18 protein-coding genes and 1 pseudogene are annotated in these 25,575 nt (G+C 72.3%); 7 read left to right on the forward strand and 12 right to left on the reverse strand.

The features are described 5' to 3' along the window. Positions 1–87 precede the first annotated feature (87 nt). Positions 88–2,934, forward strand: a pseudogene (locus QM582_RS16565) (error-prone DNA polymerase); the annotation flags it as partial. Between the two features lie 36 nt (positions 2,935–2,970). Here QM582_RS16565 and QM582_RS16570 read toward each other — a convergent pair. The 6 genes from QM582_RS16570 to QM582_RS16595 all read right to left on the reverse strand — a co-directional run bounded on the left by QM582_RS16570 (position 2,971) and on the right by QM582_RS16595 (position 11,506). Then, positions 2,971–4,263 carry a cation:proton antiporter gene (locus QM582_RS16570; RefSeq protein ID WP_415086244.1) on the reverse strand — a complete coding sequence of 431 codons (1,293 nt, stop codon included), beginning with the start codon at positions 4,261–4,263 and terminating at the stop codon, positions 2,971–2,973. A 31-nt stretch (positions 4,264–4,294) separates the two neighbouring features. Continuing rightward, on the reverse strand, positions 4,295–5,986 hold the full coding sequence (locus tag QM582_RS16575) for a flavin-containing monooxygenase (protein WP_415086246.1): 1,692 nt from the start codon (positions 5,984–5,986) through the stop codon (positions 4,295–4,297). A gap of 136 nt (positions 5,987–6,122) precedes the next feature. Next, positions 6,123–7,172 (reverse strand): SGNH/GDSL hydrolase family protein, encoded by a 1,050-nt coding sequence (locus QM582_RS16580; protein WP_415086248.1) that lies wholly within the window; start codon positions 7,170–7,172, stop codon positions 6,123–6,125. Then, positions 7,163–8,359: a 4-hydroxybenzoate 3-monooxygenase gene (locus QM582_RS16585; protein ID WP_415086249.1), complete on the reverse strand. Its 1,197-nt coding sequence runs from the start codon at positions 8,357–8,359 to the stop codon at positions 7,163–7,165. Before QM582_RS16585 ends, QM582_RS16580 begins: the two co-directional genes overlap by 10 nt. Beyond that, complete coding sequence (locus QM582_RS16590; protein WP_415086251.1) at positions 8,356–9,009, reverse strand: hypothetical protein; 654 nt, start codon at positions 9,007–9,009, stop codon at positions 8,356–8,358. The genes QM582_RS16585 and QM582_RS16590 overlap by 4 nt, the downstream gene beginning before the upstream one ends. Next, positions 9,002–11,506, reverse strand: a complete 2,505-nt coding sequence (locus QM582_RS16595) for an alpha/beta fold hydrolase (protein WP_415086253.1) — start codon at positions 11,504–11,506, stop codon at positions 9,002–9,004. Before QM582_RS16595 ends, QM582_RS16590 begins: the two co-directional genes overlap by 8 nt. A 227-nt stretch (positions 11,507–11,733) precedes the next feature. On the opposite strand from QM582_RS16595, the gene QM582_RS16600 reads away from it, so the two are divergent. Then, complete coding sequence (locus QM582_RS16600) at positions 11,734–14,610, forward strand: YncE family protein (RefSeq protein ID WP_415086255.1); 2,877 nt, start codon at positions 11,734–11,736, stop codon at positions 14,608–14,610. Between the two features lie 81 nt (positions 14,611–14,691). Here the strand turns inward: QM582_RS16600 and QM582_RS16605 are convergent, their stop codons facing one another. Both QM582_RS16605 and QM582_RS16610 read right to left on the reverse strand, forming a co-directional pair. Continuing rightward, a complete protein-coding gene (locus QM582_RS16605) occupies positions 14,692–15,597 on the reverse strand; it encodes a family 16 glycosylhydrolase (protein ID WP_415086257.1) in 906 nt (301 codons plus the stop codon). After that, complete coding sequence (locus QM582_RS16610; protein ID WP_415086258.1) at positions 15,594–16,544, reverse strand: NAD-dependent epimerase/dehydratase family protein; 951 nt, start codon at positions 16,542–16,544, stop codon at positions 15,594–15,596. The genes QM582_RS16605 and QM582_RS16610 overlap by 4 nt, the downstream gene beginning before the upstream one ends. Positions 16,545–16,618: 74 nt before the next feature. Between QM582_RS16610 and QM582_RS16615 the strand changes: the two genes are divergently transcribed. The 5 genes from QM582_RS16615 to QM582_RS16635 all read left to right on the forward strand — a co-directional run bounded on the left by QM582_RS16615 (position 16,619) and on the right by QM582_RS16635 (position 21,332). Continuing rightward, a complete protein-coding gene (locus QM582_RS16615; protein ID WP_415086259.1) occupies positions 16,619–18,874 on the forward strand; it encodes a glycosyltransferase family 2 protein in 2,256 nt (751 codons plus the stop codon). Continuing rightward, entirely contained in the window at positions 18,871–19,869 is a 999-nt protein-coding gene (locus QM582_RS16620) for a glycosyltransferase family 2 protein (RefSeq protein WP_415086261.1), read from the forward strand. Before QM582_RS16615 ends, QM582_RS16620 begins: the two co-directional genes overlap by 4 nt. A gap of 115 nt (positions 19,870–19,984) precedes the next feature. Beyond that, a complete protein-coding gene (locus QM582_RS16625) occupies positions 19,985–20,269 on the forward strand; it encodes a DUF211 domain-containing protein (RefSeq protein WP_415086263.1) in 285 nt (94 codons plus the stop codon). Further along, positions 20,266–20,817: a hypothetical protein gene (locus QM582_RS16630; protein ID WP_415086265.1), complete on the forward strand. Its 552-nt coding sequence runs from the start codon at positions 20,266–20,268 to the stop codon at positions 20,815–20,817. Before QM582_RS16625 ends, QM582_RS16630 begins: the two co-directional genes overlap by 4 nt. Further along, positions 20,814–21,332, forward strand: coding sequence for an MFS transporter (locus QM582_RS16635; protein WP_415086267.1), 519 nt, complete (start codon positions 20,814–20,816; stop codon positions 21,330–21,332). The genes QM582_RS16630 and QM582_RS16635 overlap by 4 nt, the downstream gene beginning before the upstream one ends. Here the strand turns inward: QM582_RS16635 and QM582_RS16640 are convergent. The 4 genes from QM582_RS16640 to QM582_RS16655 all read right to left on the reverse strand — a co-directional run. Continuing rightward, entirely contained in the window at positions 21,307–22,203 is an 897-nt protein-coding gene (locus tag QM582_RS16640; RefSeq protein ID WP_415086268.1) for a glycosyltransferase family 2 protein, read from the reverse strand. The genes QM582_RS16635 and QM582_RS16640 overlap by 26 nt on opposite strands. Further along, on the reverse strand, positions 22,200–23,477 hold the full coding sequence (locus QM582_RS16645; RefSeq protein ID WP_415086270.1) for a lipopolysaccharide biosynthesis protein: 1,278 nt from the start codon (positions 23,475–23,477) through the stop codon (positions 22,200–22,202). The genes QM582_RS16640 and QM582_RS16645 overlap by 4 nt, the downstream gene beginning before the upstream one ends. Then, positions 23,474–24,511 (reverse strand): SGNH/GDSL hydrolase family protein, encoded by a 1,038-nt coding sequence (locus QM582_RS16650; protein ID WP_415086271.1) that lies wholly within the window; start codon positions 24,509–24,511, stop codon positions 23,474–23,476. The genes QM582_RS16645 and QM582_RS16650 overlap by 4 nt, the downstream gene beginning before the upstream one ends. After that, positions 24,508–25,575 (reverse strand): glycosyltransferase family A protein (locus tag QM582_RS16655; RefSeq protein ID WP_415086273.1); only part of this gene is annotated, 1,068 nt, incomplete at its 5' end. The genes QM582_RS16655 and QM582_RS16650, both read right to left, overlap by 4 nt.

Genomic DNA, 25,575 nt, shown 5'->3' on the forward strand with positions numbered 1-25,575 from the left:
CCCGCCGGACGGCGCCCTTGCGGCAGCCGGTGAGGATCGCCCAATGCCCGCCGGCCCGCTCGGCGAGCCGCTCCAGCCGGTAGCGGGGCCGGCGGGCATTGGGCGATCCTCACCGGCTGCCGCAAGGGCGCCGTCCGGCGGGCGCTGGTCGAGGGCGGTCCCGTGGCGGCAGGGCATGCGCTGGACGGACTGGTCGCGTTGTTCGGCCGGGACGCGGTGACCGTCGAGCTCACCGATCACGGGATGCCGCTGGATTCCACCCACAACGACGCCCTGGCCGCGCTGGCCGCGCAGCGCGGGCTGCCGGTGGTCGCCACCGGCAACGTCCACTACGCCCGGCCGCAGGACCAGCTGCTGGCCCAGGCGATGGCCGCCGTCCGGGCCAACCGCAGCCTCGACCAGCTGGACGGCTACCTGCCGGCCGCCGGCACCGCGTTCGTCCGGTCCGGTGCCGAGATGCGGCGCCGGTTCCGGCGCTATCCCGGCGCGGTGGAGTACAGCGTCACCCTGGCCGACCAGTTGGCCTTTCCGCTGCGCAGGGCCAAGCCGGCGCTGCCGTCCCAGCAGGTGCCGGACGGCCACACCCCGATGAGCTGGCTGCGTCAGCTGGTCTGGGCAGCGGTGCCGCAGAAGTACCCCGACCTGGGCCCGGCCGACGCACAGCGGATCGAACGCGAGCTGGCGGTGATCGAGGCCAAGGATTTCCCGGGCTATTTCCTGATCGTGTACGACATTGTCGCCGAGGCGCGCCGCCGGGGCATTCTCTGCCAGGGCCGCGGGTCGGCGGCGAACAGCGCGGTGTGCTATCTGCTCGGCATCACCGCGGTGGACAGCATCGCCTATCAGTTGCCGTTCGAACGGTTCCTGTCGGCGTTACGCAATGAAGAGCCGGACATCGACGTCGATTTCGATTCCGATCGGCGCGAGGAGATCATCCAGTACGTCTACGGAAAATATGGACGCGACCGGGCCGCCCAGGTCTGCAACGTCATCCAGTACCGTCCGAAGAACGCGGTGCGCGACATCGCCAGCGCCCTGGGCTTCGGTCCCGGCCAGCAGGACGCCTTCTCGAAGCAGATCGAACGCTGGGGCCCGCTCGCCGAGGCCGAGGATCACGACATCCCGCCGCAGGTGATCGAGCTGGCCGATCAGCTGCTGAAGACCCCGCGGCACCTCGGCATCCATTCCGGCGGCATGGTGCTCACCGACCGCCCGGTCAGCGAGGTGGTGCCGATCGAGCCGGCCCGGATGGAGAACCGCACGGTGATCCAGTGGGACAAGGACGACACCGCCTGGATGGGATTGGTGAAATTCGATCTGCTCGGGCTCGGCATGCTCGCCGCGCTGCAGCACACCTTCGACCTGATTCACGGCTCCACCGGTGAAAAATGGGAGCTGGCGACCATTCCGAAGGAGGAGCCGGCGGTCTACGACATGCTCTGCCGGGCCGACTCGATCGGGGTGTTCCAGGTGGAGTCCCGGGCCCAGATGGGGTTGCTGCCGCGACTGCAGCCGCGCCGGTTCTACGACCTGGTGATCCAGATCGCGCTGATCCGCCCGGGCCCGATCCAGGGCGGCGCGGTGCATCCGTTCGTCCGCCGCAAGCTGGGCCGGGAGCCGGTCAGCTACGCCCACCCGAAACTGGAGCCGGCACTGCGACGCACCCTGGGCGTGCCGGTCTTCCAGGAGCAGTTGATGCAGATGGCGATGGCGATCGGCGACTGCGACGCCGAGGACGCCGATCTGCTGCGCCGGGCGATGGGCTCCAAACGCGGCGAGGAACGCATCGAATCGCTGAAGCAGAAGCTTGTCGCCGGCATGGCCCGCAACGGGCTGACCGGAAAAGCAGCGGAGGCCATCTATCAACAGATCCACGCGTTCGCCAATTTCGGTTTCGCCGAATCGCATTCACTGTCGTTCGCCCTGCTGGTCTATGCCAGTTCGTGGCTGAAGCTGCATTATCCGGCGGCGTTCCTGGCCGGGTTGCTGCGGTCCCAGCCGATGGGTTTCTACTCCGCCGCCACGCTCACCGCGGACGCCGTCCGGCACGGGGTGAGCGCGCTGCGGCCCTGCCTGGCCCGGTCCGGGGTGGAGGCCGGGCTGGAGCCGGTCGGAGCGCAGACCGAGCCCACCGGGACGGCGTCCTGCCTGGATCGCCAGCAGCCGCCGGTCGGCGATTTCGACGCCGCCGCCCCCGACGAATCGGCCGCGCACCGGCGGGACGGCCGGTTCGCCGTCCGGTTGGGTTTGGCCGGCGTCCGAGGGGTCGGCGCCGAGGCCGCGCAGACGGTGGTGACGGCGCGGGAATCCGGGGGGATGTTCACCTCGATGGAGGATCTGGTGCGGCGGACGTCGCTGACCGCGCAGCAGCTGGAGGCGCTGGCGGCGTCCGGCGCGCTGGAATGCCTGGGGCTGACCCGCCGGGAGGCGCTGTGGCGGGCCGGTGCCGCCGCGCTGGATCGGCCGGGCTTCCTGCCCGGGACGCTGCCCGAGATGCAGCCGCCGCTGTTCCCGGAGCCGTCCGCGTTCGAGACCCTGGCCGACGACCTGTGGGCCACCGGAATCTCCACCGACGACCACCCGCTGACCCACCTGCGCGCCGGTCTCGATGCCCGCGGGGTGCTGCCGTCGTCCGCGCTGCGCACCGCCGAGACCGGACGCCGGGTCGAGGTCGCCGGGGTGGTCACCCATCGGCAGCGGCCCTCCACGGCGTCCGGGATCACCTTCATGAACCTGGAGGACGAGCACGGCCTGATCAACGTGGTCTGCTCGCTGGGGGTCTGGACGCGGCACCGCCGGGTGGCCCGGGACTCCCCCGCCCTGATCGTCCGCGGCATGCTGGAACGTTCCCCCGAGGGCGTCACCAACCTGCTGGCCGACCACTTCGAGCCGCTGCGGCTCCGGGTCCGGGTCACCTCCCGCGACTTCCGCTGACCGGGGACGGTTCTCAACGGTCGGGGACGGTTCTTCTCATTCGAGTTTCGCGCGATCGGGGACAGACCTTCGACTCCAGAACCCGTCCCCGGACGGTGCCAGAGCTGCTGCCCGCGGGTGCCAACGCCCGATCACCCAGAGCAGCGGCCCGGTCATGGCGGTTGTCCCCAGCGCGGTGAGAACCAGGAGGGTGTAGAGGTCCTGGTCCAGGATTCCGGCCTGAAGGCCCGCGGTCAGCACGACGAGCTCGGTCAGCCCGCGGGTGTTCATCAGACTGGCCAGCATGGACGCCCGGTGGCTGTCGATTCCCACCAGTCGGGCGCCGGCGAAGGTACCGATGAGCTTGCCGCCGACGGCCACCAGGACGATCATGATCAGCTCGACGAGGTTGGAGATCTGCAGGCCACGGACATCGACCGACAGTCCCGCGACCACGAAGTACGCCGGCAGAAGCAGCGTCGTCGCCAACGGCGTGATTCGGGCGAGCAGGCTCTCCCGGATGTCGATCTCCCGACCGTCGGAGGCGGTCCGGCGGCCGCGGGGCAGGCACAGTCCCGCGACGAAGGTCCCGAAGATGAAGTGCAGCCCCATCCACTCCGTGGCGGCACCGGACAGCAGCGCGAGTCCCAGCACCAGCGCCAGCCCCAGCGTGCCCACGCCGGTGGCGCCCAGCAGCCGCCGCATCAGCGGGCGGACCACCCATCCCATCACCATCGCGTAGACCGGGAGCAGAGCCATCGGCCAGGCGGCCCCCGCGGAGGCGGTGCTGACCGCGAGCGCGACGGCCAGCAGCAACCAGGCCACCACGTCGTCGATCGCCGCGGCCGCCAGCGCGATCACCCCGACCTGGGTCCGGGTCAGGTCCGCATCGGCGATGATCCGCGCCAAGACCGGGAAGGCCGTCACAGCCACCGCCGCCACGATGAACAGCACGAATCCGGCGGTGTGCGCAGCCCCGTGCCGGCCGGCCAGCCAGATGCCCAGCGGCACCGCCGCGACGGCGGGCACCAGCATCGAGCCCGCCGCGACACTCACCACCGCGCCCCGGCGATCACCGCCGGACTGGCGTTCCAGCTCGTAGCCCAGCCCCAGCATGAACAGGCCGACCCCGACGTCGGCCAGCGCACTGAGCGTCCCGCGCAGGCCGACCGGGAACAGCTGGTCGCCGAGCGCCGGGCCCAGCACCGTCGGCCCCAGCAGGATCCCACCGATGAGCTCGCCGATCACCGCCGGCTGGCCGATGGAGCGCGCAAGCCTTCCCAGCACGTGCGCGACGACCAGGATCGCGGCCAGGCCGACGAAGAGCATCTGGATCTGATGGCTTGTCATCGCGGCCTCCGCCCGAGCAGCGGCATGGTCCTCACTCGAGGTCGCGGGGGTGCACGGCGGCCGGCATCAGCTGCAACAGCGAGTGCCGCAGCACCATCCGCCCGCGATCCTCGACGGTCTCCGAATAGAGGTCGGCCAGCGCGGCCGCGCCCAGGTTGTGCGGGCCGACAATCCGGTAGCAGGACGGGTTGAAGCTGCCGAACCAGAGCTGGACGAGCAGCCGCGGATTCAGGATCAACCGCCATTCGGGAACCAGGCAACCGATTTCCCGAGCCAGCGAGTCGAGATAGAGGATCTGGGACGGCACCGATTCGGTCCGGCGCGGGCTCAGCGACGTCCAGTGCTCCTCCCACTCCTTCTCCTGCGCGATCCGCTGGTCGACGTCGGCAGGCAGGCGGAGCTTTCCGCTGCACAGCTGCGCGAAGTAGCGGGCCTGCATCTCGGCGCAGATCGGAATGCCCCCGGAGAACGGCCGGACGAAGCCGATGAAGGCGGCGGTGCCGCGATGCTCGGCGGGCAGAAAGTGCTTGTACAGATTGCGGACGTCGCCCTCGGGCACCTTCAGGTCACCGATCGCGAGTTCCTCGGTGGTGAAGCCGGTGCACAGCAGCACGATGTCGAACTCGTCCGAGCTGCCGTCCTTGAACTGGACGCGGTTGCCCTGCGCCGATGCCAGGCCGGCATCGTTCAGCGTGATCCGGCCCTCGACGATATTGGGGATGAAGGTGACGTTCTTGCAGAAGATCGCCTTCTGGCTCCAGCTGCCGTCGGGATGGGACCGCCGGTTCCATTCGGCGATCATCTCCCGGTTCGCCGGATTGTCGAGCGTGCCGAGATCGAGCTTGGGCGGCTCGACCGGCTCTCCGAACGGGTTGGCACCCGGCCGCTGCTGTGGCTTGCGGCGCAGCCGTCCGATCGCGGTGAGCAGGACGCCATAGACCACGGTCGCGGCCAGAAAGACGGCCTTGACCAGCGAGTTCGTCGCCCAGAACGGGTCGATCCGCAACGGCACCTTGGTGGCCCGCCGGTACATCTCGTGATGGTGTGCACGCACCGTGCCGTGATCGGTGGACCGGAACCCGGCCGACACCCGGGCCAGCAGGAAGGAGTACGAGCGGATCGCCAGCGTGCAGGCGCTGGAGACGTCGGAGACCTCGCGCACGATGTCGGCGCCCGATTCGGCCAGCCCGACCACCAGCACCCGCTTGTCCCGGAACGGCTCGTTGTTGCGGTACTGCGAGGAATGCACCACCTCGCCGGTGAAGCCGGCCAGCTCGGGAAGAACCCGGGCGGGGGTCTTGAACGGCCCGGAGCAGACCGCCACGGCGTCGAAGCTGCTCGTCGTCTCGACGCCGTCGTGACGCACCGTGACCAGCCAGCCGGCCTCGGTCCGGGTCAGCCCGGTCACCTCGCTGTCGTAGACGATGGCGTCCCGCAAGCCGAAGTGCTCGGCGTACTCGTTGAGATAGCCCAGGTATTGCGGACGGGTGTAGAAGACCCGCCCGCCCTTGAACGGGTGGTCGGAGTAGGCCATCAGCTTCATCGAGATGGTCAGCCTCAGGTTGTCGAACGCCTTCATCTTGTGACCGTCGTCGCCCTCGCGCAGCCAGATGCCGCCCAGGTCGGGGTTCTTGTCGTAGCAAACCACCTCGTGCCCCTCGTCCCGGAGCTGCTTGATGGTGGTCAGCCCGCACGGACCAGCTCCGACAACGCAAACCTTCACTGTGTCTTCCCGATTCTGTTTGTGTCCGCCACGTCGGGCGAACCGTTCGACATCGTAGTTAGGTTAGGCTAACCAAACTCCGATGATGCCGGGGCCCACATGATGAACGCGGCCACCGGAGCGCGCCTCGCCGCCGTCAGAGCAGCGCCCGCCGGATCGCCGGGCCGGCCTCCCCGGCCTCCAACGCGTGTCCGGCATCGGTGAGATGAGCATGATCGGCGGCGTAGAAGAACGGGCCGCCCGAGTAGCCGGGCATGGTGTCGACCAGGTCGATCAGCGGCGCCCTCAGCTCCGCCGCATAGTCGATCACCTTCTGCTGGTAGGCCATCCAGTCCGCCCGCGGCGTGTTGTCGGCCACCGGCTGGGTGCCCAGCACCCACCGCGCCCGGGGAGCGACCTCACCGACCAGCTCGTGCAGCCGGCGTAGGTTTCCGGCGAATTTCTCGGCTCCCACCCCTTGCCACAGGTCGTTTCCGGCCAGCGACAGCACCACCACGTCCGGATCGATGCCGCGCAGCAACGGCAACAGTGCCGGACGCCCCACCCAGCCCAGCCAGTCCTGCGTGCTGCTGCCGGCCCAGGCCAGGTTGTAGACGTCGACCGTCCCGGTCCCGCTGCGTCCGAGCACACCCAGCACGACCCCTTGGCCACGGACGGTCAGTTCCGGGCCGAGCGAGTCGACGACGAAGCTGGAGACGCCGGCGGCGCTGCTGGTGAAGTCCACCGTCGTGCCGCCCGAGGACGCGCTGAACTGCTGCCCGGCCTTCTCCGCGGAGACCTGCACCACCGCCGAGTCGTACCGGGAGACGTCCCAGCTGACCGGCCCGTGACCGATCGATCCCGGCACGCCGCTGTCCCCGATCGCCGGCCAGGATCCGTCGCCCGCGCGTCCGGCGGCGAAGCCGAACATCGGCCCGGACACCGACGCCGGCAGCCAGGTGCCGCCGGAGCCCGCCGCCTCACCGCGCTCGATCCGCAGCTGGTCGCCGACCAGGTGCGGCCAGGTGCGACGCAGGTCGGTGACTTCGCCCATCCCCTCGGTCAGCGAGTCCGCGATGACCACGATCCGCAGCGGCTTGCTGCTCGGCCGGGTCAGCACGATCGACACCGCCGCGACGACGATGACGGCGGCCAGGATCGCGATCGCCCGCAGCCAGCGCAGCGGCCGCCGCCGGGTCACGACCATGACGACACCCCGAGGCCGGTGTAGCTGTCGGCGAACCAGCGGGCCAGGGTGCCGCCGTCGGCCAGGGTGCGGATCTGCTCCGAGCGCAGCTCGTCGCCGAACTCCTCCTCGTCCAGCCGGTGCAGCAGATCGGTCATCCACCAGGAGAAATGGGTGGCCTGCCAGACCCGGCGCAGGCAGGCGTCCTGATAGCCGTCCAGCGCGCTGGCTTCGCCGTGCAGCACCGCCCGGCCGAGCCGGCGGGACAGCTGCGCCATGTCGGCCACCGCCAGGTTGAGCCCCTTGGCTCCGCTCGGCGGGACGACGTGGGCGGCGTCCCCGCCCAGCAGCAGCCGGCCGAACCGCATCCGGCGGTGCACCACGCTGCGCAGCGGGGTGATCGACGACTCCAGGAACCGTCCCTCGTTGACCGGGCTGCCGGGAAGGTCGAGCCGGCGATGCAGGTGTTGCCAGATCCGGTCCGGGCTCCAGTCGGCGAGGGTGTCTCCGGCCGGCACCTGCAGGTAGAGCCGGCTCACCTGCGGCGTCCGCATGGACGCCAGCGCGAACCCTTCGGGGTGCCGGGAGTAGATCAGTTCATGGCTGGGCGGCGCCGCCTCGACCAGCACCCCGAGCCAGGCCGCCGGGTAGCGCCGTTGCAGGGTCTGCCGGGCGCCGGCGTCCAACAGCTGGGCGGTGATGCCGCGGGCGCCGTCCACGCCGGCCACGTACCGCGCGCTGATCGTGCTCTCCCCCGCCTGGTCGCGGCAGCGCAGCACCACCCGGTCGTCGTCCAACCCCTCGAGGCCGGTCACCTCGCAGCCGAACCGCAGCGGCAGGCCGTCCGCCTCGCGCAGCTCGATCAGGTCGCGGACCAGTTCGCGCTGCCCGTAGACGGTCACCGTCTTGCCGGCCAGTGCCAGGAAGTCGACGCGGTGCCGGACCATCGCATCGCCGGAGCGATGCTGCAGCTGGACGCCGTCGTGCACCAGGCGGTCGGCGAGCATCCGCTCCCCCACCCCGAGTTCGACCAGCAGCTCGGCCACCGGCTGCTCGATGATGCCGGCCCGGACGCGGCCCAGCACGTAGTCGCGGGACCGTCGTTCCAGCACGATCGCGTCGATGCCCTGGAGTTGCAGCATCCGGGCCAGCACCAGGCCGGCCGGTCCCGCCCCGACGATGGCGACGTCGGTGTGGATCGGGTTCATCGGTTCCTTCCGTTCGCGTCGGACGGGTCGTCGAAGATCGCCGGCGAGAACCACTCGGCGAAGTACCCCAGCGGCCGCCCGTCCCCGGGCAGCGTCATCACGTACTCCCGGCCCGGGATCTGCTCGGTCTCCGAACCGACGCCGGCCAGGTGTGCCGCCCACCGGCCCGCCGGACGCCGGCCCCAGCCGGCCAGCCGTCGCGCGGTGACCACGCCGGCCTCGTGCAGCGTCCGGCCGATCGGGGCCTCGGACGTGGACAGCACCCGGACCACCTGCTCGGGCAGCCGGTCCAGCACGCAGCTGACGCTGGAGGTGGCCCACACCTGGCCGGCCCCGCGCAACAGCACCTCGCGGACCAGCAGCGACTCCTCCGGCAGCAGCTCCAGCAGGTCGTGCGCCCGGCGCAACTCCGCCGCGACCGCCAGCGACGCCGTCCCGGTGTACGGGTTGGCGCCGGCCCCGGCCACCGACAGGTCATTGGTGGCGGCCACCACCCAGTGCTGCAGCGGGCGGGCGGTGACCTGCTCGCCGGTCAATACCTCCAGCGAGGTGGTGGTCAGGCCGTCGCCGCGCAGCACCAGCTGCTCCAGGCGTCCCAGCCCGGGCAGCCGGTCCGTGGCCGCCCGCGCCCGCCGCGACCGCTCAGCCAACGCGGGCGCTCAACGCGTCGCCGACCAGGGCGGCGATCCGGTTCACGTAGGGCGGTTTGAGGATCGCCACGTGACCGCATTCCACCTCGTGCAGCCGGTGTTCGCCGGTCAGCACGTGCCGCCACCAGCGCCGGTCGTCGACGTTGTCGGGGGTCAGGAACACCTCGGTCGGGCCGTCCCAGGGACGCACCCGGTACCACTCGGTGAGTCGCAGCCCGTGCTGGAAGAAGACCTGGTCGCGCACCGCCGGCGGGTACCGGTACAGCCCGGCGCCGACCAGTTGCAGCCGGGTCAGCCACAGCTCGCGGCGGCTCTGCTTGTGCCCGCCGGCGATCCGCAGTTCCGGGGCGGCCTCCCCGCTGAGCCGGGCCAGCCGTCCGGGCAGCAAGGTGTCCAGCAGCACGGTGAGCGCCACGTCGTAGCCGCGTTCCCGGAGCAGGTGCGCGGTCTCGACCGCGAACAGGCCGCCCAGCGAATGACCGACCAGCACCACCCGTCCCGGCGACTGGCGCCGTTCGATCAGGCCCGCATACCGCTTCGCCGCCCGCCGCACCGACCAGTCCGGGATCGCCCGGCGCTCCAGGCCGCGGACCTGGAAGGCGTGCACCGGATGGCTGGCGTCCAGCTTGCGGGCCAGGTCGGCGAACAGGTACGCCGGGCCGCCGGCACCGGAGAAGCAGTACACCGGCACGCCGTCGCCCTCGCGCAGGGTGACCATCACCCCGTCGTCCAGGCTGGGCTGGCGCACCGACTTCTGCCGGACGCGCACCGCGAAGGCGGCCAGGGTCGGGGCGGCGGCCAGGTCGGAGCCGTGCAATTCGATGCCGTCCTCGGCGAGGGCGGCCAGCATCTCCTCGACCGCCAGCGAGTCGCCGCCGAGTTCGGCGAAGCTCTCGTCGCGGCCCACCGTCTCCAGGTTCAGCACGTCGCACCACACCGCGGAGACCAGCGCCTCCCACTGGTCGGTGGGCACGGTCAGATTGGACCGGACGGCGGGCGCCGGCAGCGCGGCCCGGTCCACCTTGCCGCGTTCGGTGCGCGGCAGCGCGTCCAGCAGCACGATGGCCTGCGGCACCATCCAGTCCGGCAGCCGCTGTGCCAGCCCGGCCCGGAGCTGGGCCAGCGACGGCGTCCGACGGGCCGGGTCGGGCACCACGTAGCCGATCAGCCGGCCGGCGTCGGCGTCCGCGACCACCACGGCGTCCAGCACCTCGTCGATGCCGCGCAGCGCCGCCTCCACCTCGGCCGGCTCGACCAGGTAGCCGCGGATCTTGACCGCGTCGTCCTTGCGTCCGGCGAGCCGCAGTTCACCGTCGACGACGCTGCCCCGGTCGCCGGTGCGGAACACCCGCTCCCCGGCACGCTCGGCGAAGGCCGCCGCGGTGCGCTCCGCTTCCCGCCAGTAGCCGGAGGCCAGGAACGGCGAGCTGACTTCGAGGACGCCGACCTCGCCTGCGGGCAGCGGGGCTCCGTCGTCGTCGATCGCGGTGATGGTCTTGTTCCGGGTCACCCGCCCGGCCGGAATCTGACCGGACGGCAGCGGTTCCGCACTGCCCACGTGGAAGAAGCTGAGGTGGCCGGTCTCCGACGAGCCGACGTAGTTGGCGTAGTCGGCGTGCGGCAGGTAGGCCCGGGCCGCCGCCACGTCGCGGCCGTGCACCGGCTCGCCGCAGGTGGTCAGCAGCCGGATCGCCGGGAAGCTGTCCAGGCTCAGGCTGCCGTTGAGGTGGCGCAGCATGGACGGGGTGCAGTGCAGCGTGGTGATGCCGCGGCCGGTCAGCCAGTCGGCGATCTCACGCACCGGGCGCTCCCGCGGGTCGAGGCTCTCGACCAGGCAGCCGTTCAGCACGGCCATGAAGAGCACTTCCTGGCCGGCGGCGTAGGCCGGCGGCAGCAGCATCGCGCAGACGTCGCCGGGCACCAGGCCGAACTCCTCGCGAGCGGTCGCGGCACCGTTGACCACGGCGGCGTGGCTGAGCACCACGCCCTTGGGCGCCCCGGTCGAGCCGGAGGTGTAGACGACGGTCGCGGGGTCACCGCCGCCCGGTCGCCGCACCTCCCCCGCGCAGGGCAGGCCATGCTCCCAGATCTCGGCGACCGACTGGACGCCGACCGCGCCGGCACCCTCGGCCAGCTCCCGGAGTTCGTCGTCGACGATGGTCGAGGTGGCGCCGGAGCTGGCCAGGATGTGCCGCATCCGGGCCACCGGCAGTTGCGGATCGACCAGCACCAGCGGGCGTCCGGCGTAGACCACGGCGACGGCCAGCGCCAGCGCGCGAGCCGAACCGCCGAGCACGGCCATCGGCGCCTGCTGGACTCCCACCGCGGCGAACTCCCGGCACAGCGCAGCCAGCTCGCCGTAGTAGACCGTCGTTCCCGCGGCGTCCCGGATCGCCGGCGTGCCCGCGTCCAGGGCGCCGACGACGGCGTCCAGCTGGTCGCACAGGGGCCCCCGCGACCAGGGATCAGGCGTAGTCAGGACCGCTTTTGCGGCCACACCTTGGTCCAACATGAACACCTCTTGTCACCACACTTTGAGAACGATCCGATGATGGTTAGGTAATGCTAACCTAAGCCGCGTCGCCGCCCGTGGGAGGTTCGGCCGGCGGACGCAATCAACCACCAGGAGGAGAAGCAGTGCGCACGCAAATCCAACGAACAACCGGGGGTGGGCTCCGCCAAGCCCCCCGAGCACTGGGGGGTGTGGTCGCGCTCGGTCTGTTGATGGGGACTTTCGCCGCAGCGGCGCCGCTCGCCCAGGCCGCCTCGGTGACCGTCGGCAATCGCACCTTCGACGTGCAGAGCGCCACCGTGGGGCAGGACAACTACCAGGCGGCCTACTCGGCGAAGAACAACGTGGTCTGGGTGACCTCGACCACGCACAACTGGGACAGCGGCTCGCCGCGAGCCGCCGTGTCCACGATCAGCAAGCTGAACCCGGCGAACCTGCAGGTGATCAGCACGATCACGCCGCGGACCCTGGACGCCGGCACGGCGACCGCCCGGCCGGAGGCCGCCTACGGCATCGCCGTCGACGACGAGAACAACCGGATCTGGACCAGCGCCACCCGCGAGGACTCGGTGGTGATCTACGACCAGACCACCGGCGCCCGGGTCGCCACGATCGGGAACCTGGGCCACACCCGGGACATCGCCATCGACCCGTACCACGACACCGCCTACGTCAGCGATCCCAACGGCGGCTCGATCACCAAGATCGACACCAAGACGCTGAAGGTGATCGAGACCCTCAAGGACCTGACCACCGGCTTCTCGCCGATGGCGCTCGACCTGGTGGCGGACGCCAACAAGGCGCTGCTCTACACGGTCAACCTCAACAACGGTGCGCTGGTCGAGATCGACTCGATCAAGAAAAGCGCCCGGGTGGTGGCGAACACCGGCGGCGACACCGCCTCCGGCGTGGCCGTCGACGCGACCCGTGGGCTGGCCTATGTGTCCAGCCAGGGCAGTTCGGACGTCCGGACGGTGAACCTGGCGACCGGCGCCGTGATCAACACGGTCAAGGGCTCGGCCGCGCAGTTGAACAACGCCGTGGACCCGGCCAACGGGCTGGTCTACAGCGCCACCTTCGGCGGCTCGTCCGTGCTCGTCGTGGACGCCGCCACGGGCGCCAAGATCGGCGAGGTTCCGGTCGGCTCCGGACCCAACGACGTGATCGTCGCGGGCGGCTCGGCCTGGGCCGTGGACCGCGCGGCGGGCGGCTCGAAGGTCTGGAAGATCACCCCGCAGGGCACCGGCAACCCGACGCCGACGCCGACCCCGACCCCCACGCCGGATCCGGTCAAGGCGACCGTGACGGTCGAAGGGACCCCGTCCCTGGGCGGCACGATCACGCTGCACGGCACCGGTTGGACGACCGAAGACGGCAAGTCCGGCTCCTCGATCGCGGTCAAGATCGACGACGGCAAGATCGAGAAGACCGACGGCGACGACGTCTGGAAGATCATCGACGCCAAGGCCGACGGCACCTTCACGGTCACCTTCACCCTGCCCGACGGCACCACCAAGGCCCCAGGCGGTTCCAGCCCCGCTCTCACCACCGGCGCGCATCTGCTCCGCTTCCTGACCGGATCGCTCAAGACCGGCGACGCCCGGCGCAGCGAGAAGGCCGACATCACCGTCACCAAGGCAGCCGAGCCCACCCCGACGCCGACACCCACGCCAACTCCGACCCCGACGCCCACGCCAACTCCGACCCCAACTCCCACGCCTGATCCGGTGAAGGCGACCGTGAGGGTCGAAGGGACGGCAGTGCTGGGCGGGACCGTCACTCTGCACGGCACCGGCTGGACGACCGAAGACGGCAAGTCCGGCTCCAAGGTCGCCGTGATGATCGACGACGGCAAGATCGAGAAGCCCGACGGCAACGAGGTCTGGCAGGTCATCGACGCCAAGGCCGACGGCACCTTCACCGCGACGTTCACCCTGCCCGACGGCAGCACCGGACCGAAGGGATCCAACCCGGCTCTCACCACCGGCGCGCACCTGCTCCGCTTCCTGACCGGATCGCTCAAGACCGGCGACGCCCGGCGCAGCGAGAAGGCCGACATCACCGTCACCAAGGCAGCCGAGCCCACCCCGACGCCGACTCCCACGCCAACTCCGACCCCGACGCCCACGCCAACTCCGACCCCAACTCCGACCCCAACTCCGACCCCGACGCCCACGCCGACCCCGGCCGGCGCGACCGTCGAGGTGAAGCGTGACCCGAGTGTCGGCGGCAAGATCACCCTGGTCGGCAAGGGTTGGACCACCAAGGACGGCAAGGCCGGCTCCACGGTGGCCGTCAAGCTGGACGACGGCGTGGTCCGGAAGACCAACGGCAACGACGAGTGGAAGGTGTTCGACGCCAAGGCCGACGGCACCTTCGAGGTGGAGCTGATCCTGCCGGACGGCACCCAGCGCGGCAGCTACGGCTCGAAGCCGGCCTTCAAGCCCGGCAAGCACTCGCTGTTGCTGCTCACCGGCAAGCTGAAGAGCGGCGACACCGGACGCAGCGTGACCGTCGACCTCACCGTCGGCAAGGCGCTGCCGAAGCCGAAGGCGAAGACCGCGCCGAGCATCGCCGGCAAGGCCAAGGGCCACGAAGTGCTGACCGCCAACCCGGGCAGCTGGACGAAGGCCGCCAAGGCGACCTTCGGCTACCAGTGGCTCCGCGACGGCAAGGCGATCAAGGGCGCGACCGCGCGCACCTACCAGCTGACCGGTGCGGACGCCGGGACCCGGATCAGCGTCCGGGTCGAGGCGACCACGCCCGCCGGCGCCTGGGGTGTCTCCACCTCGCGGGCCAAGCAGGTGGACCGGGCCAACGTCCGGCTCACCCCGACCGTTGTCCGGACCCAGGGCGACAAGCAGGCCCGGGTGCGGGTGGAGATCGGTTCGAAGGACTGGATCCAGCCCGACGGCCGGCTGACCATCTCGGCCAGCGGCAAATCGGTCACGGTCAAGGCGTCCGACTACTACGTCAGCGCCGACCTGCCGTGGCTGCGGCCCGGCCGCAAGCACACCGTCACCGTCCGCTTCAGCGGTGATCGTGCGCTGCAGAGTTCGTCCACCCGGTTCACCATCCAGGTGGGCTGACCCGGCGAGACGACGAGGGGTGGTGACGCTTCGGCGCCACCACCCCTTGCCTTGTGCCGGCTCAGCCGATGCCGGCTCGGCTCACCGGCGGGCCTCGTCGTCCAGCGCCCAGTAGCGGACGTAGTCCACCTGCATGGTCGCCGGCAGCGACGCCGAGCCGTCCGGCGTTCCCGGGTAGGAACCGCCCATCGCCATATTGAGGATCAGGTAGTAGCGGCGGTCCGCCACGTCGAAGGGCCAGCTGCCGCCCGCCGGTACCCGGGTCGGGGTCACCGTGTGCACCCGGACGCCGTCGTGGTAGAAGTCCAGCCGCTTCGGCCGGATCAGCACGCCGAAGCGGTGCCATTCCCCGTCGTTGACGGTGCCGGTGGAATGCCATTGGTACTGCTGCCAGTGCTCCGGTCCGCCGTGGATGGTGCTGGAGTACCCCCACGCCCCGTTGACCGTCTCCATCACGTCGATCTCGCCGCCGTCCGGCCAGGGCTCGCCCTGGGAACGCAGCCAGAACGCCGGCCACAGCCCGGACGCCGGGCTGGTCGGCAGCTTCAGCCGGGCCTCCACGTAGCCGTAGCCGACGCTCACCCGGTCGCGGCTGACCAGCCGGGCCGAGCTGTAGCGGGCCTGTGATCCGGTGCTGCGGCGGGTGACGATCCGCAGCGTGCCGTCGTCGGCGATGAACGAGTTGTCCCGGGACGCGGTGTACTCCTGCAGTTCCTGGTTGCCCCACCCGGTGGTGCCCAGGTCGAATCCCCAGTGCGCGGGATCGGGAGCGGTGCCGGGTCGCGGATCGAACTCGTCGCGCCAGGTGATCAGGCCGCATCCGGAATCGACCGGGCATTTGCTGCCGGCCTCGATCACTGCACCGCCGCGCAGCGTGGGCTGGGCGGCGCCGAGCGGGCCGGTGAGCAGCACCGACGCGGTGACCGTGGTGGCGGCCACCGCCACGACGGCGAGCCTGGTGCGCCGGCGAACCTCACGCCGGGTCACCGGGCGGATCCGGCGCCGACGCCCTGGCTGCGGAACCAGGCCGCGGTGCGGGCCAGCCCGTCCCGCAACGGCACCGTGGTGAGACCGGGGAACAGCTCGCGCAGTTGACCCACGTCGGCGAGCGAATGGCGGACGTCGCCCGCCCGGGCCGGCTGGTGGTCCACCGCGGGCCGCTGCCCGAGCACGGCGGCCAGCTCGTCGACCAGGTCCAGCAGGCTGATGCTGCTGCCGCCGGCCAGGTTCACCGGACGGGGATGGCTGGTGCGCTCGACGACGGCACGGCAGAGCACCTGCGCCACGGTGTCCACCGCGACGAAGTCCCGGGTCTGGCCGCCGTCGCCGTGGATCGGCAGCGGCCGGCCGCGCAGTCCGGCGTCCAGGAATTTGGGGATCACCGCCGCGTAGGGATGATCGGCGCTCTGGCGCGGCCCGTAGACGTTGAAGAACCGCAGGGCCAGCCCGGGCAGGCCGTAGCTGTGCCGGTAGGACAGCAGGTAGGACTCGGCGGCCAGTTTGGACGCCGCGTAGGGGCTGAGCGGGGCGGTCCAGTCCCGCTCGCCGATCGGCGCCGCCGGGTTGCTTCCGTAGACCGCGCTGGAGGAGGCGAAGACCACCTGCGCGCCGACCGCGCGCGCCGCTTCGAGCACCTCGATGGTGCCGGTCACGTTCACCGCGTGGCAGCGCGCCGGGTCGTCCAGCGAGAGCGGGACGCTGCCGATCGCGGCCAGGTGCAGCACGGCGTCCACTCCGGCCGTCGCGGCGCGGACCGCGTCCGGATCGGTCACCGATCCGACCAGCAGCTCCACCTCGGCCTGCGCCAGGTTGCTGCGGTTTCCGGTGCTCAGGTCGTCCAGGACCCGGACGCTGACGCCGGGGATGTCGCGGAGCAGACGGTCGACGACGGTGGAGCCGATGAAGCCGGCGCCGCCGGTCACCAGGACATGCATGGGTGCCTCCAGGCAGGTGTTTCGGGGGGTGGGAGGACGAACTATCCGATCATACTTAGGTTAGTCTTACCTAAATGATCGATCCGTCCCGGGAGACTGCCGATCCGACAATCTGCCGGCCCCGACCGGCGGTCGCGGTGGTCATCTGCGCCTACGACCAGCGCCGCTGGCCGGTGCTCGACCAGGCCGTGAGCAGCGTCGTGGAGCAGCTTCGCGGCGGCGACCAGATCGTGCTGGTGATCGACCACAACCCGGCCCTGCTGAACCGGGCCCGCGCGGCCTGGTCCGGGCTGACACCGGTCCAGGTGTTGCCGAACGCCGGCGGCCGGGGCCTGTCCGGGGGCCGGAACACCGGGATCCAGGCCAGCTCCGCGCCGGTGGTGGCCTTCCTGGACGACGACGCGGTCCCCCGGGCCGGCTGGTTGGACGCGCTCGGTGCCCGCTTCGCAGACCCCGCCGTCGCCGCGGTGGGTGGCGCCGTCGTGCCGCGCTGGGAGGCCGGCCGCGCTCCCCGCTGGCTGCCGGACGAGTTCGGCTGGGTGGTCGGCTGCGACTACCGCGGCCTGCCCGGCGACGGCGCGCCGATCCGGAATCCGATCGGGGCGAATATGGCGATCGCCCGGGACGCCTTCGACGCCGTCGGCGGCTTCTCCGAGCGGCTGGGACGCACCGGCGAACTGCCCACCGGCTGCGAGGAGACCGAGCTGGGCATCCGGATCCGCGCCGAACTGCCCGGACGCGTGGCGCTGCGGGACGCCGCCGCGGTCGTCGACCACCTCGTCCCGGCGGCCCGCGGGACGCTCCGCTACTTCCTCCGGCGGTGCTGGAACGAGGGCCGCTCCAAGGCCGCGCTGAGCGCCCTGGTGGGCTCCGGCGCGGCACTGGCCAGCGAGCGCGGGCACGCGCTGCGGCTGGTCACCGAGGCTCCGGCCCGCTACCTGCGCCAGGCCGCCTCCGGTGACCTGACCGGGACGACCCGCGCCCTCTGCTGCACGGTGGGTCTGGCGGTCACCGGCGCCGGCTACCTGTCCGGACGCCTGCGCGGCCTGGCCCGGGTTACCGGCACCGAGGCACCGGCCGACTTCCGGCCGATTCCACTCGTCGACCTGGAGCTGACCAGGGACGACGTCCCCAACTCTCAACCTCCGGTTGAGGTCCAGGTCCTGGTCCGCAGGCACGGCTGGCCGCTCGGTCAGGCCCGGCTGCGGTTCGACTCCCCGGCCCCGGACGCCGCAACCTGGCGGGCCGCGCTGGCCGCCGCCGATCCGGCGCTGGCGGCGTCCGAGGATCGGGCCGGGGCACCGGACCGGCCGCCGGCGATCGCCGAGACGGTCAGCGTGGTGATCTGCACCCTGGGCCGCAATCCGCTGCTGGCCGACACGGTGCGCGCCGTGCTGGGCCAGCGCGGCCCGATGGACGAACTGCTGGTGGTCGACAACGACCCGGGCTCCGGCGGGGTGGCCGGGCTGCTCTCCGGCATCGACGACCCGCGGCTGCGGATCGTCGCGGAACCGCGGCGTGGGGCGTCCAGCGCCCGGAACGCGGGTGCCGGTCAGGCCAGCGGAACCCTGCTGGCGTTCACCGACGACGACGCCGTGCCCGATCCGGACTGGACGCTGCAGCTGACCGCGGCGCTCACCGCGCATCCCGGCATCGGCTGCGCCACCGGGCTGGTCGTCCCGGCCGGGTTCGAGTCCGCCGAACAGCTGCGTTTCGAGGAGTACGGCGGATTCGCCAAGGGCTACGCCACCACGCACTGGGATCCGGCCGACGACCCGGCCCTGGCGACGGCGCTGTCGGCGCTCGCCCGGGCCGCCGGCTCCCCCACCAACGCGGTCCCCGGACGCCGGGGCGCGGCCTTCCCCTACACCGCCGGCGAGTTCGGCTCGGGGGTGGTGGCGTTGCGGGCGGCCACCTTCGCCCGGCTGGGCGGCTTCGACCCGGCGCTCGGCCCGGGCACCCCCACCCACGCCGGCGAGGACCTCGACCTGTGCCGCCGGGTGTACCTGTCGGGAGCGGCGGTGGTCTACCACCCGGCAGCGGTCGTCCGGCACCATCACCGTGCCGACGGGGCCCAGTTGCGCGACCAGATCTTCGGCTATGGCGTCGGGTTGACCGCGGCCCTGGCCAAGCTGCTGCTGACCCAGCCGCGGCACCTGATCGGCTTCGCCACCCGCGTCCCGGCCGCCGCGCGGATGCTGTTCGCGTCCGACTCGAAGAAGAACGCCGCCCTGCCCACCGACTTCCCCGCCGACCTGCTGCGGGCCGAGAAGCTCGGCATGCTGCTCGGCCCGCTGCGCTACCTGCGCTCGCGCGGAGAGCACCGGTGAGCGCCACCATCGGGGTGGTCGTCCCGGTCTACCGGGTGGAACGCTACGTCGCGGGCTGCATCGCCTCGATCGGTGCCCAGACGCTCGCCCCCGACCGGGTGATCCTGGTCGACGACCGCGGCGGGGACGCCTCCATGCAGCGCGCCCTGGACGCCGCCCGGCAGGCGGGGCTGGACGTCGAGGTGCTCACCCAGCCCGAGAACCGGGGCCTGTCGGCCGCGCGCAATGCCGGCCTGGCCAGGCTGGACACCGACCTGGTCTGGTTCTGCGACTCCGACGACACCGTCGAGCCGGAGTTCCTGGAGGCGATGCGGGACGCCCTGCTGGCCAGCGACGCGCAGCTGGCGATGTGCCGCACCGCCCGGGTCGACGAGGCCGGCCGGCGGCTCAGCATCGACGAGGACCCCTTCGACCGATCGACGATGCCCGGCACCGAGCTGGCCCGTCGGCTGCTGCTCAGCGAGGCCCGCGGCTACGCCTGCAACAAGCTGTTCCGCCGCGAACTGCTCGGCCCCGAGCCGTTCCCGGAGGGCCACGTCTACGAGGACGTCGCTCCGCTGCTGCGGATCGCGCTGAGCACAGCCCGGGTGGCGCTGGTGGACGCCCCGCTCTATCGCTACCTGATCAACGAGAGCTCGATCTCGCGCCGGTTCGGCCCGCACACCCACGACCTGTTCGTGCAGGACGACCACGTCCGGGCGCTGCTCGCCGACGCCGGGGTCTTCGACGGCGCCGACACCGACGCCTGGCGCTGGGCGCATCTGCGCTTCCGCTACGACGGCGTGGTCTTCCCGGCCGCCAATATGGCGCTGCGGGCGAAGCTGGCCGGTGACGGCGGTTCCGCGGCGGCCGGCGTGGTGGCCCGGGCCCGCGCCCTGATCGGCTGGCCGGACCTGCCGCGGCTGTGGTGGCACGGTGCCCGGCGGCAGGCCGTCGCGGCCGCCGTGCTGGCGCTGAACCCCTGGCTGTACGCCCAGATCCTGCGCCGTCGCTGATCGCTCGCTCGCGGGACTATAGTGACCGCGACGGCGATGGACCCCGCCGGAACCGCATGGTTCGAACCGCACACCGCTGATGGGCCTACCGATGTTCCGACACGGAGGTTGCGGTATGCCCATTCGACGATTGGCCCTCGATGTCGACAAGGTCGTCGACCGGCCCGACCTGATCACCTTGGCCTGCGCCATCGAGAACGTTCCGGGCGTCGGCTCGGTCAACATCACGGTGACCGAGATCGACGTGGAGACGATCGGCACCGACATCACCGTCGAGGGCGACGACATCGACACCGACGCCCTGTTCCGGGCGATCGAGCGGGTCGGCGCGGTGCTGCACAGCGTGGACGAGGTGGTGGCCGGCGACCGGATCATCGAGCGCGTCCTCCGGGTCCGATGAACCACCCGGCCGAGCGGGCGGCGCGCGCCGTCCCCACCCTGCCGCTGGTGCTCGGCGTCACCGACGGCATGCTCAACGCGCTGACCCTGGCCGGCGGTGCGCTGTTCCACGGCGACGCCGACGGGCTGACCCTGCTGCTGGCGCTGCGGGTGGGCATCGCGGCCCTGGTCACCTCCACCTTCACCATGTTCGTCGCCGACTATGCCGAGCGGCGCAGTTCGCTGGTCCGGGCCGCCCGGCAACTGAACCTCACGGTCCGCGGCCAGTTGGCGGCGACCAACCTGGGCCGGCACGCCTTCCACGAGTCGCTGGTGGCGATGGCCGTCGCCGCCGGCGCCAGCCTGGCCGGGGCGTTCCTGCCGCTGGCGCTGGGCGCGAGCCTGCCGGGACCGTCCTGGACGGTGGTCCCGCTGACCGTGGGCCTGCTCGGCGTCTTCGGCTGGCTGCTCGGCGGGGTGATCGCCGGACGCCGCGCCGTCTGGGCCGTCGCGATGACCGTGGGCGGCATCGCGGTGACCGCCATCGGGGTCTGGCTGGACATCGCATGAACGGCTCCGGCAAGCGGCGATGGCTCACCCCGGGGATCGCGTCGGTGGGTGCGGCGAGCTTCTTCTCCGACGCCGGGCACGAGATCGCCACCAGCGTGCTGCCGAGCTTCGTGACCGGGGTGCTGGGCGGCTCCGCGGCGGTGCTGGGCGTCATCGAAGGCGTCAGCGACGCCCTCACCGGGGTCACCAAGGTGGTCGGCGGACCGCTGGCCAACGACCCGGCCCGACGCCGCTCGATGGCCACCGGCGGCTACCTGGTCACCGCGGCCGCCACCAGCGCGATCGGGGCGGCCACCGGCGTCTGGCAGGTCGGTGTGCTGCGGGCGCTGGCCTGGGGTGCCCGCGGGTTGCGCTCCCCCGCCCGGGACGCGCTGCTGAGTTCGCTGGCGGACTCCCGCGGCTACGGACGCGCGTTCGGGGTGGAGCGGGCCGGGGACAACCTGGGCGCCGTGGCGGGCCCGCTGCTGGCGGTGCTCGCCTCCGCCTGGTTCACCGGTCCCCGGCGGGACGGCTGAGCAGCCTCCGGAGCCGTTCGCGTCCGACGATCAGCGCCTGGCCCAGGCCGGCCAGCCGATGGCTGCGCCAGCCCAGCACCGCCAACTCCGGCAGCCGGCGGACGGCGTAGCGCAGCGCGTCCGGCCAGCCGCCCCCGGACGGCCAGAGCAGCCGCTCCAATCGTTCGGTACTCACCGGGACGCCGCGCGCGGCCAGGTTCTCGGCGCAGATCCGCAGCTGGACGGTGCGTTGCGGGCCGGCCTCGACCTGGCTGACCTGACCGGGATGCACCCGGTAGCGCAGCCCGGGCTCGGCCAGATTGGCCAGCCTGCCGGCCGCGGCGAGCTCGCTGAACAGCTTGAAATCCTCCGCGTGCGGATAGTCCGCCCGGTACCGGACGCCGTGGGCGCGCAGCGCACCGGCCCGCAGCATCGCCGCGGGGTGCGCGATCGGCGATCCGAACACCAGGTGGGCGCGGCAGTCGGCGTCCCGGTGCGGCGTCCGGACCAGGCCCTGCGCCGAGCCGAACAGCAGGTAGTCGCTGCCGCAGGCGACCAGTCCCGGATCGCGCCGGAACAGCTCCACCTGCCGGCGCAGCCGCCCCGGCAGCATCTCGTCGTCGGCGTCCATCCGGGCGATCAGCGCGCCGCGCGCCTGATCCAGGCCGGCGTTCAGGGCACCGATCAGGCCGGTGCGGTCCAGTCGCAGCACCCGCAGCCGCGGGTCGCCGCACCCGGCCAGGATGGCGGGGGTGCCGTCGTCGGAGCCGTCGTCGACCACCAGCACCTCGAAATCGGCGAAGTCCTGGGCGAAGACGCTGTCCAGGGCCGCGGGCAGCTGCCCGGCACCGTTGTGCACCGGCATCAGCACGGTGACCGCGGGTGCGTTCACGTCAGCCGCCGGATGGTCCGCCAGGCCGGCCCCAGCAGGATCAGCGTGGTGATCGCCTCGATCACCAGGTAGCTGTAGCCGATGCCGTCCAGCCCGAACCGTTCGATGGTCAGCGCCGTCCCGGTCACCGCCACGACCGCGGTCAGCACCTGCATCACCATCGCCAGCCGCAGCCGGCGCGCCACCCGGGCCACCCCGGCGTACAGCATGCCGACCAGCGACAGCGGCAGGCTGAGCGCCATCAGCCGCACCAGCGACTCGGTCTCCACCGCGTACCGCTCCCCGAGCAGGCCGAGCAGCAGCGGCGCCCCGAACCACAGGAACACCGCACCGCTCACCGACAGGGTGAGCAGGATGCCGGCGAACCGGGCGGTCAGCCGCCGTACGTCGGCCCCCGGCACGGAGGCCTGGGCGATGTAGGGGCCGACCACGGTGCCCAGCAGCAGCGCCAGCGCCGAGAACAGCGTCCAGGCCATGGTGAAGCAGGCGTTCAGTTCCGGGCCCAGCCGGTCCACCACGATCAGCGGGATCAGCAGCGGCGCCAGCGCGCCGACCATCATGATCCCGACGCTGCTGCCGAAGAACGACCACAGTTCGCGGCGCGGCGGCAGGTCGGGGGCCAGTTCGAGCACCGCCTCGGTGCCGCACAGCCGCCACACCGACGGCAGGTAGAGCACCACCAGCAGCGCGGCCGGCACCGCCCAGGCCAGCACCATCGACTCGCCGCCGATCGCCGCCAGCAGTGCCGCGAGCGCCACCAGGGCCAGTTTCACCACGGCGTGGACGATGTTCTTGCCGGCCGCCCAGCGGGCCCGACGCAACCCGACCAGGGTGTTGTCGAGCAGCGCGAACTGGGCCAGGGTGAGCACCAGGAAGGGGAAGCCGACCCATTCCCAGTCGTGCGCGAACAGCCGGTGGGACGGCCCCAGCAGCAGGAACCCGCAGCCCAGCAGCAGCGCCAGGCCGGCGGTGGCCAGCCCGCCGCGGAGCAGGTAGTGCCGGGTGTCGCGTCCGGTCACCGGAAGGAACCGCTCGTACATGCCGCCCAGGCTCAGATTCGACACGGTGGCCAGCGCTGTGGCCGCCGACACGATCGCCGACGCCCGGCCGACCTCGGCGATCGGGAACCCGCGGGCTGCGATCGTCCAGTAGGCCAGGCCGAGCAGCGCGGTGATCCCGGTGGACGCGGTCAGCGCCAGCGCGTCCAGTTCCAGGGTGGCCCGGCTCAGCAGCACCCGCCAGCCGGGCTTGGTGGTGGTTCCGGGGGCGGTCATCGTCCGGTCTCCGCGATCGCCGAGCCGGCGATGCCGGCGATGAAGGCGTGACCGGCGTCGGTCAGGTGGACGTGGTCGGCGGAGTACAGCTGCGGGGCCGCGGACGCCGCCGGCATCCGGCTGACCAGGTCGATCACCGGCGCCCGCAGCTCGGCGGCGTAGTCCAGGGTGACCTGCTGGAACCGGATCCAGCCCGGCGCCAGGGTGCCCTCCGGCACCGGTTGGGTGCCGAGCACCCAGGACGCCGACGGCGCCACCGCCGCCACCTGCTGGTGGATCCGGCGCAGGTGGGACCCGAACCGGTCCAGGTCGCCGACCTGCCAGTAGTCGTTGCCGCCCAGCGACAGCACGATCACGTCGGGCTGGATGGCCCGGATCAACGGCAGCAGCGCGGGCCGGTCCAGCCAGCCGAGCCATTCGTTGGTGCTGCTGCCCGACCAGGACAGGTTGTAGACGTCCACCGCGCCGGCGCCGGCCCGGGCCAGCACGCCGACCACCACCCCGTCCCCGCGCACCGTCAGGGTGTCGGCCAGGCCGTCCACCGCGAAGCTGTGCAGTCCGGCGGCCGGGCTGGTGAAGCCGACCTGCTTCTCGCCGGTGGACGCGGTGAACAGCTCACCGGCCCGCTCGGCGAACACCTGGACGACGGCCCGGTCGAAGCCGTCCACCGGCCAGCTGACGGCGCCGCCGGCGATCGCACCCGGGACGCCGACCGTGTCGGTGGCGGCCCAGCTGCCGTCCGCTGCCCGGGCCGGCGAGAAGCCGAACATGGTGCCGTGCACCGAGGCCGGCAGCCAGCTGCCTCCGTCGGTCGCGGCCTCGCCGCGCTGCGCCCGCAGCTGGGCGCCGACCAGATGCGGCCAGGTCCTGGTCAGCGAGGTCACCTCGCCCATGCCCTCCGACAGTGAGTCGGACAGCACCACGACGCGCAGCGGCTTGGGCTGCCAGGGCCGGGTCCAGACCAGCACGGCCAGCACCAGCGCCACCGCGGTCAGCACCGCCAGCAGCCGGCGGCGCCGTCGCAGGCCGCTCACCGCGCGCCCACCGCCCGGCGCAGCGACAGCCGGGCGCGCAGATAGGCGACCGGGCCGATCAGGTAGCCGCGGCGTTCGGCGCGGGTGGCGTCGGCGGGGAAGGCCGCCGACTTGCCGCTGTTCTTGGCCGAGCGGGCGTCCAGCAGCAGCCGCAGCCCGCCGGGCAGCCGGCGCAGCACGCCGAGCGCGGTCGCCGGCGAGCTCAGGAAGCGCTTGGTGACCACCGCCGCCATACCGACCCCGTAGCCGTGCAGCTGTTCGACCAGGCCGGCGTGGTCGGCGCGGTGGTGATGCCGGACCAGCGCCGCCGGCCAGTAGACGATGCTGCCGCCGCTCAGGTAGACGGCCTGGAAGGCGTCCAGGTCCTCTCCGCCGCGGGTCGGCGCGCCGGCCCCGAGCGCTTCGTCGAAGCCGCCCCGGGCCCGCAGCCCGTCGGCCCGGAAGGCCATGTTGTTGCCGGAGCCGAAACCCCCGTCGAACGGGAAGGCCAGCCCCTGCGGCCCCGGCTCGGTACCGAGCCCGGTGCCGGCGCCGTCGCGGCGCCAGTGCACCGCCCGCAGCCCCTTGTCGAAGCCGCCGGCCTCCTCGAAGAACAGCTGGGCGCGGGTGGCCACCTCGGCCGGCAGCACCAGCCCGGTGACGCAGTCCACACCGGGGTCGGCGTCGAAGACGGCGGCCAGCGCCGCCACCCAGTCCGGCGCCGGCACCGCGTCGTCGTCGGTGAAGGCGACCACCGGATGAGCGGCCGCGGCCAGCCCGGTGTTGCGGGCCGCGGACAGCCCGCGGCGGGGCTCCTCCAGCACCCGCAGCCGCTGATCGTGGAAGCCGGACAGCAGTGCCGGCACCCGTCCGGACGCCGGGTCGTTGTCGACCACCACCACCTCCAGCGCGGCATGGGTCTGTGCCAGCAACGCCGCGATCGTCGTGGTCAGCCGGGGCTCCCGGCCCAGCGTGCAGACCACCACGCTCACCGGGGTCCGGGCGGGGCGTCCGGCGACGAAACCGGACGGCGGCCGCACCCCGCCGGCGGCGACCGCGTCACGCACCGCCGCGGCGGCCTCGGC

Source organism: Micropruina sp. (assembly GCF_047607385.1).
Taxonomy (GTDB): domain Bacteria; phylum Actinomycetota; class Actinomycetes; order Propionibacteriales; family Propionibacteriaceae; genus Micropruina.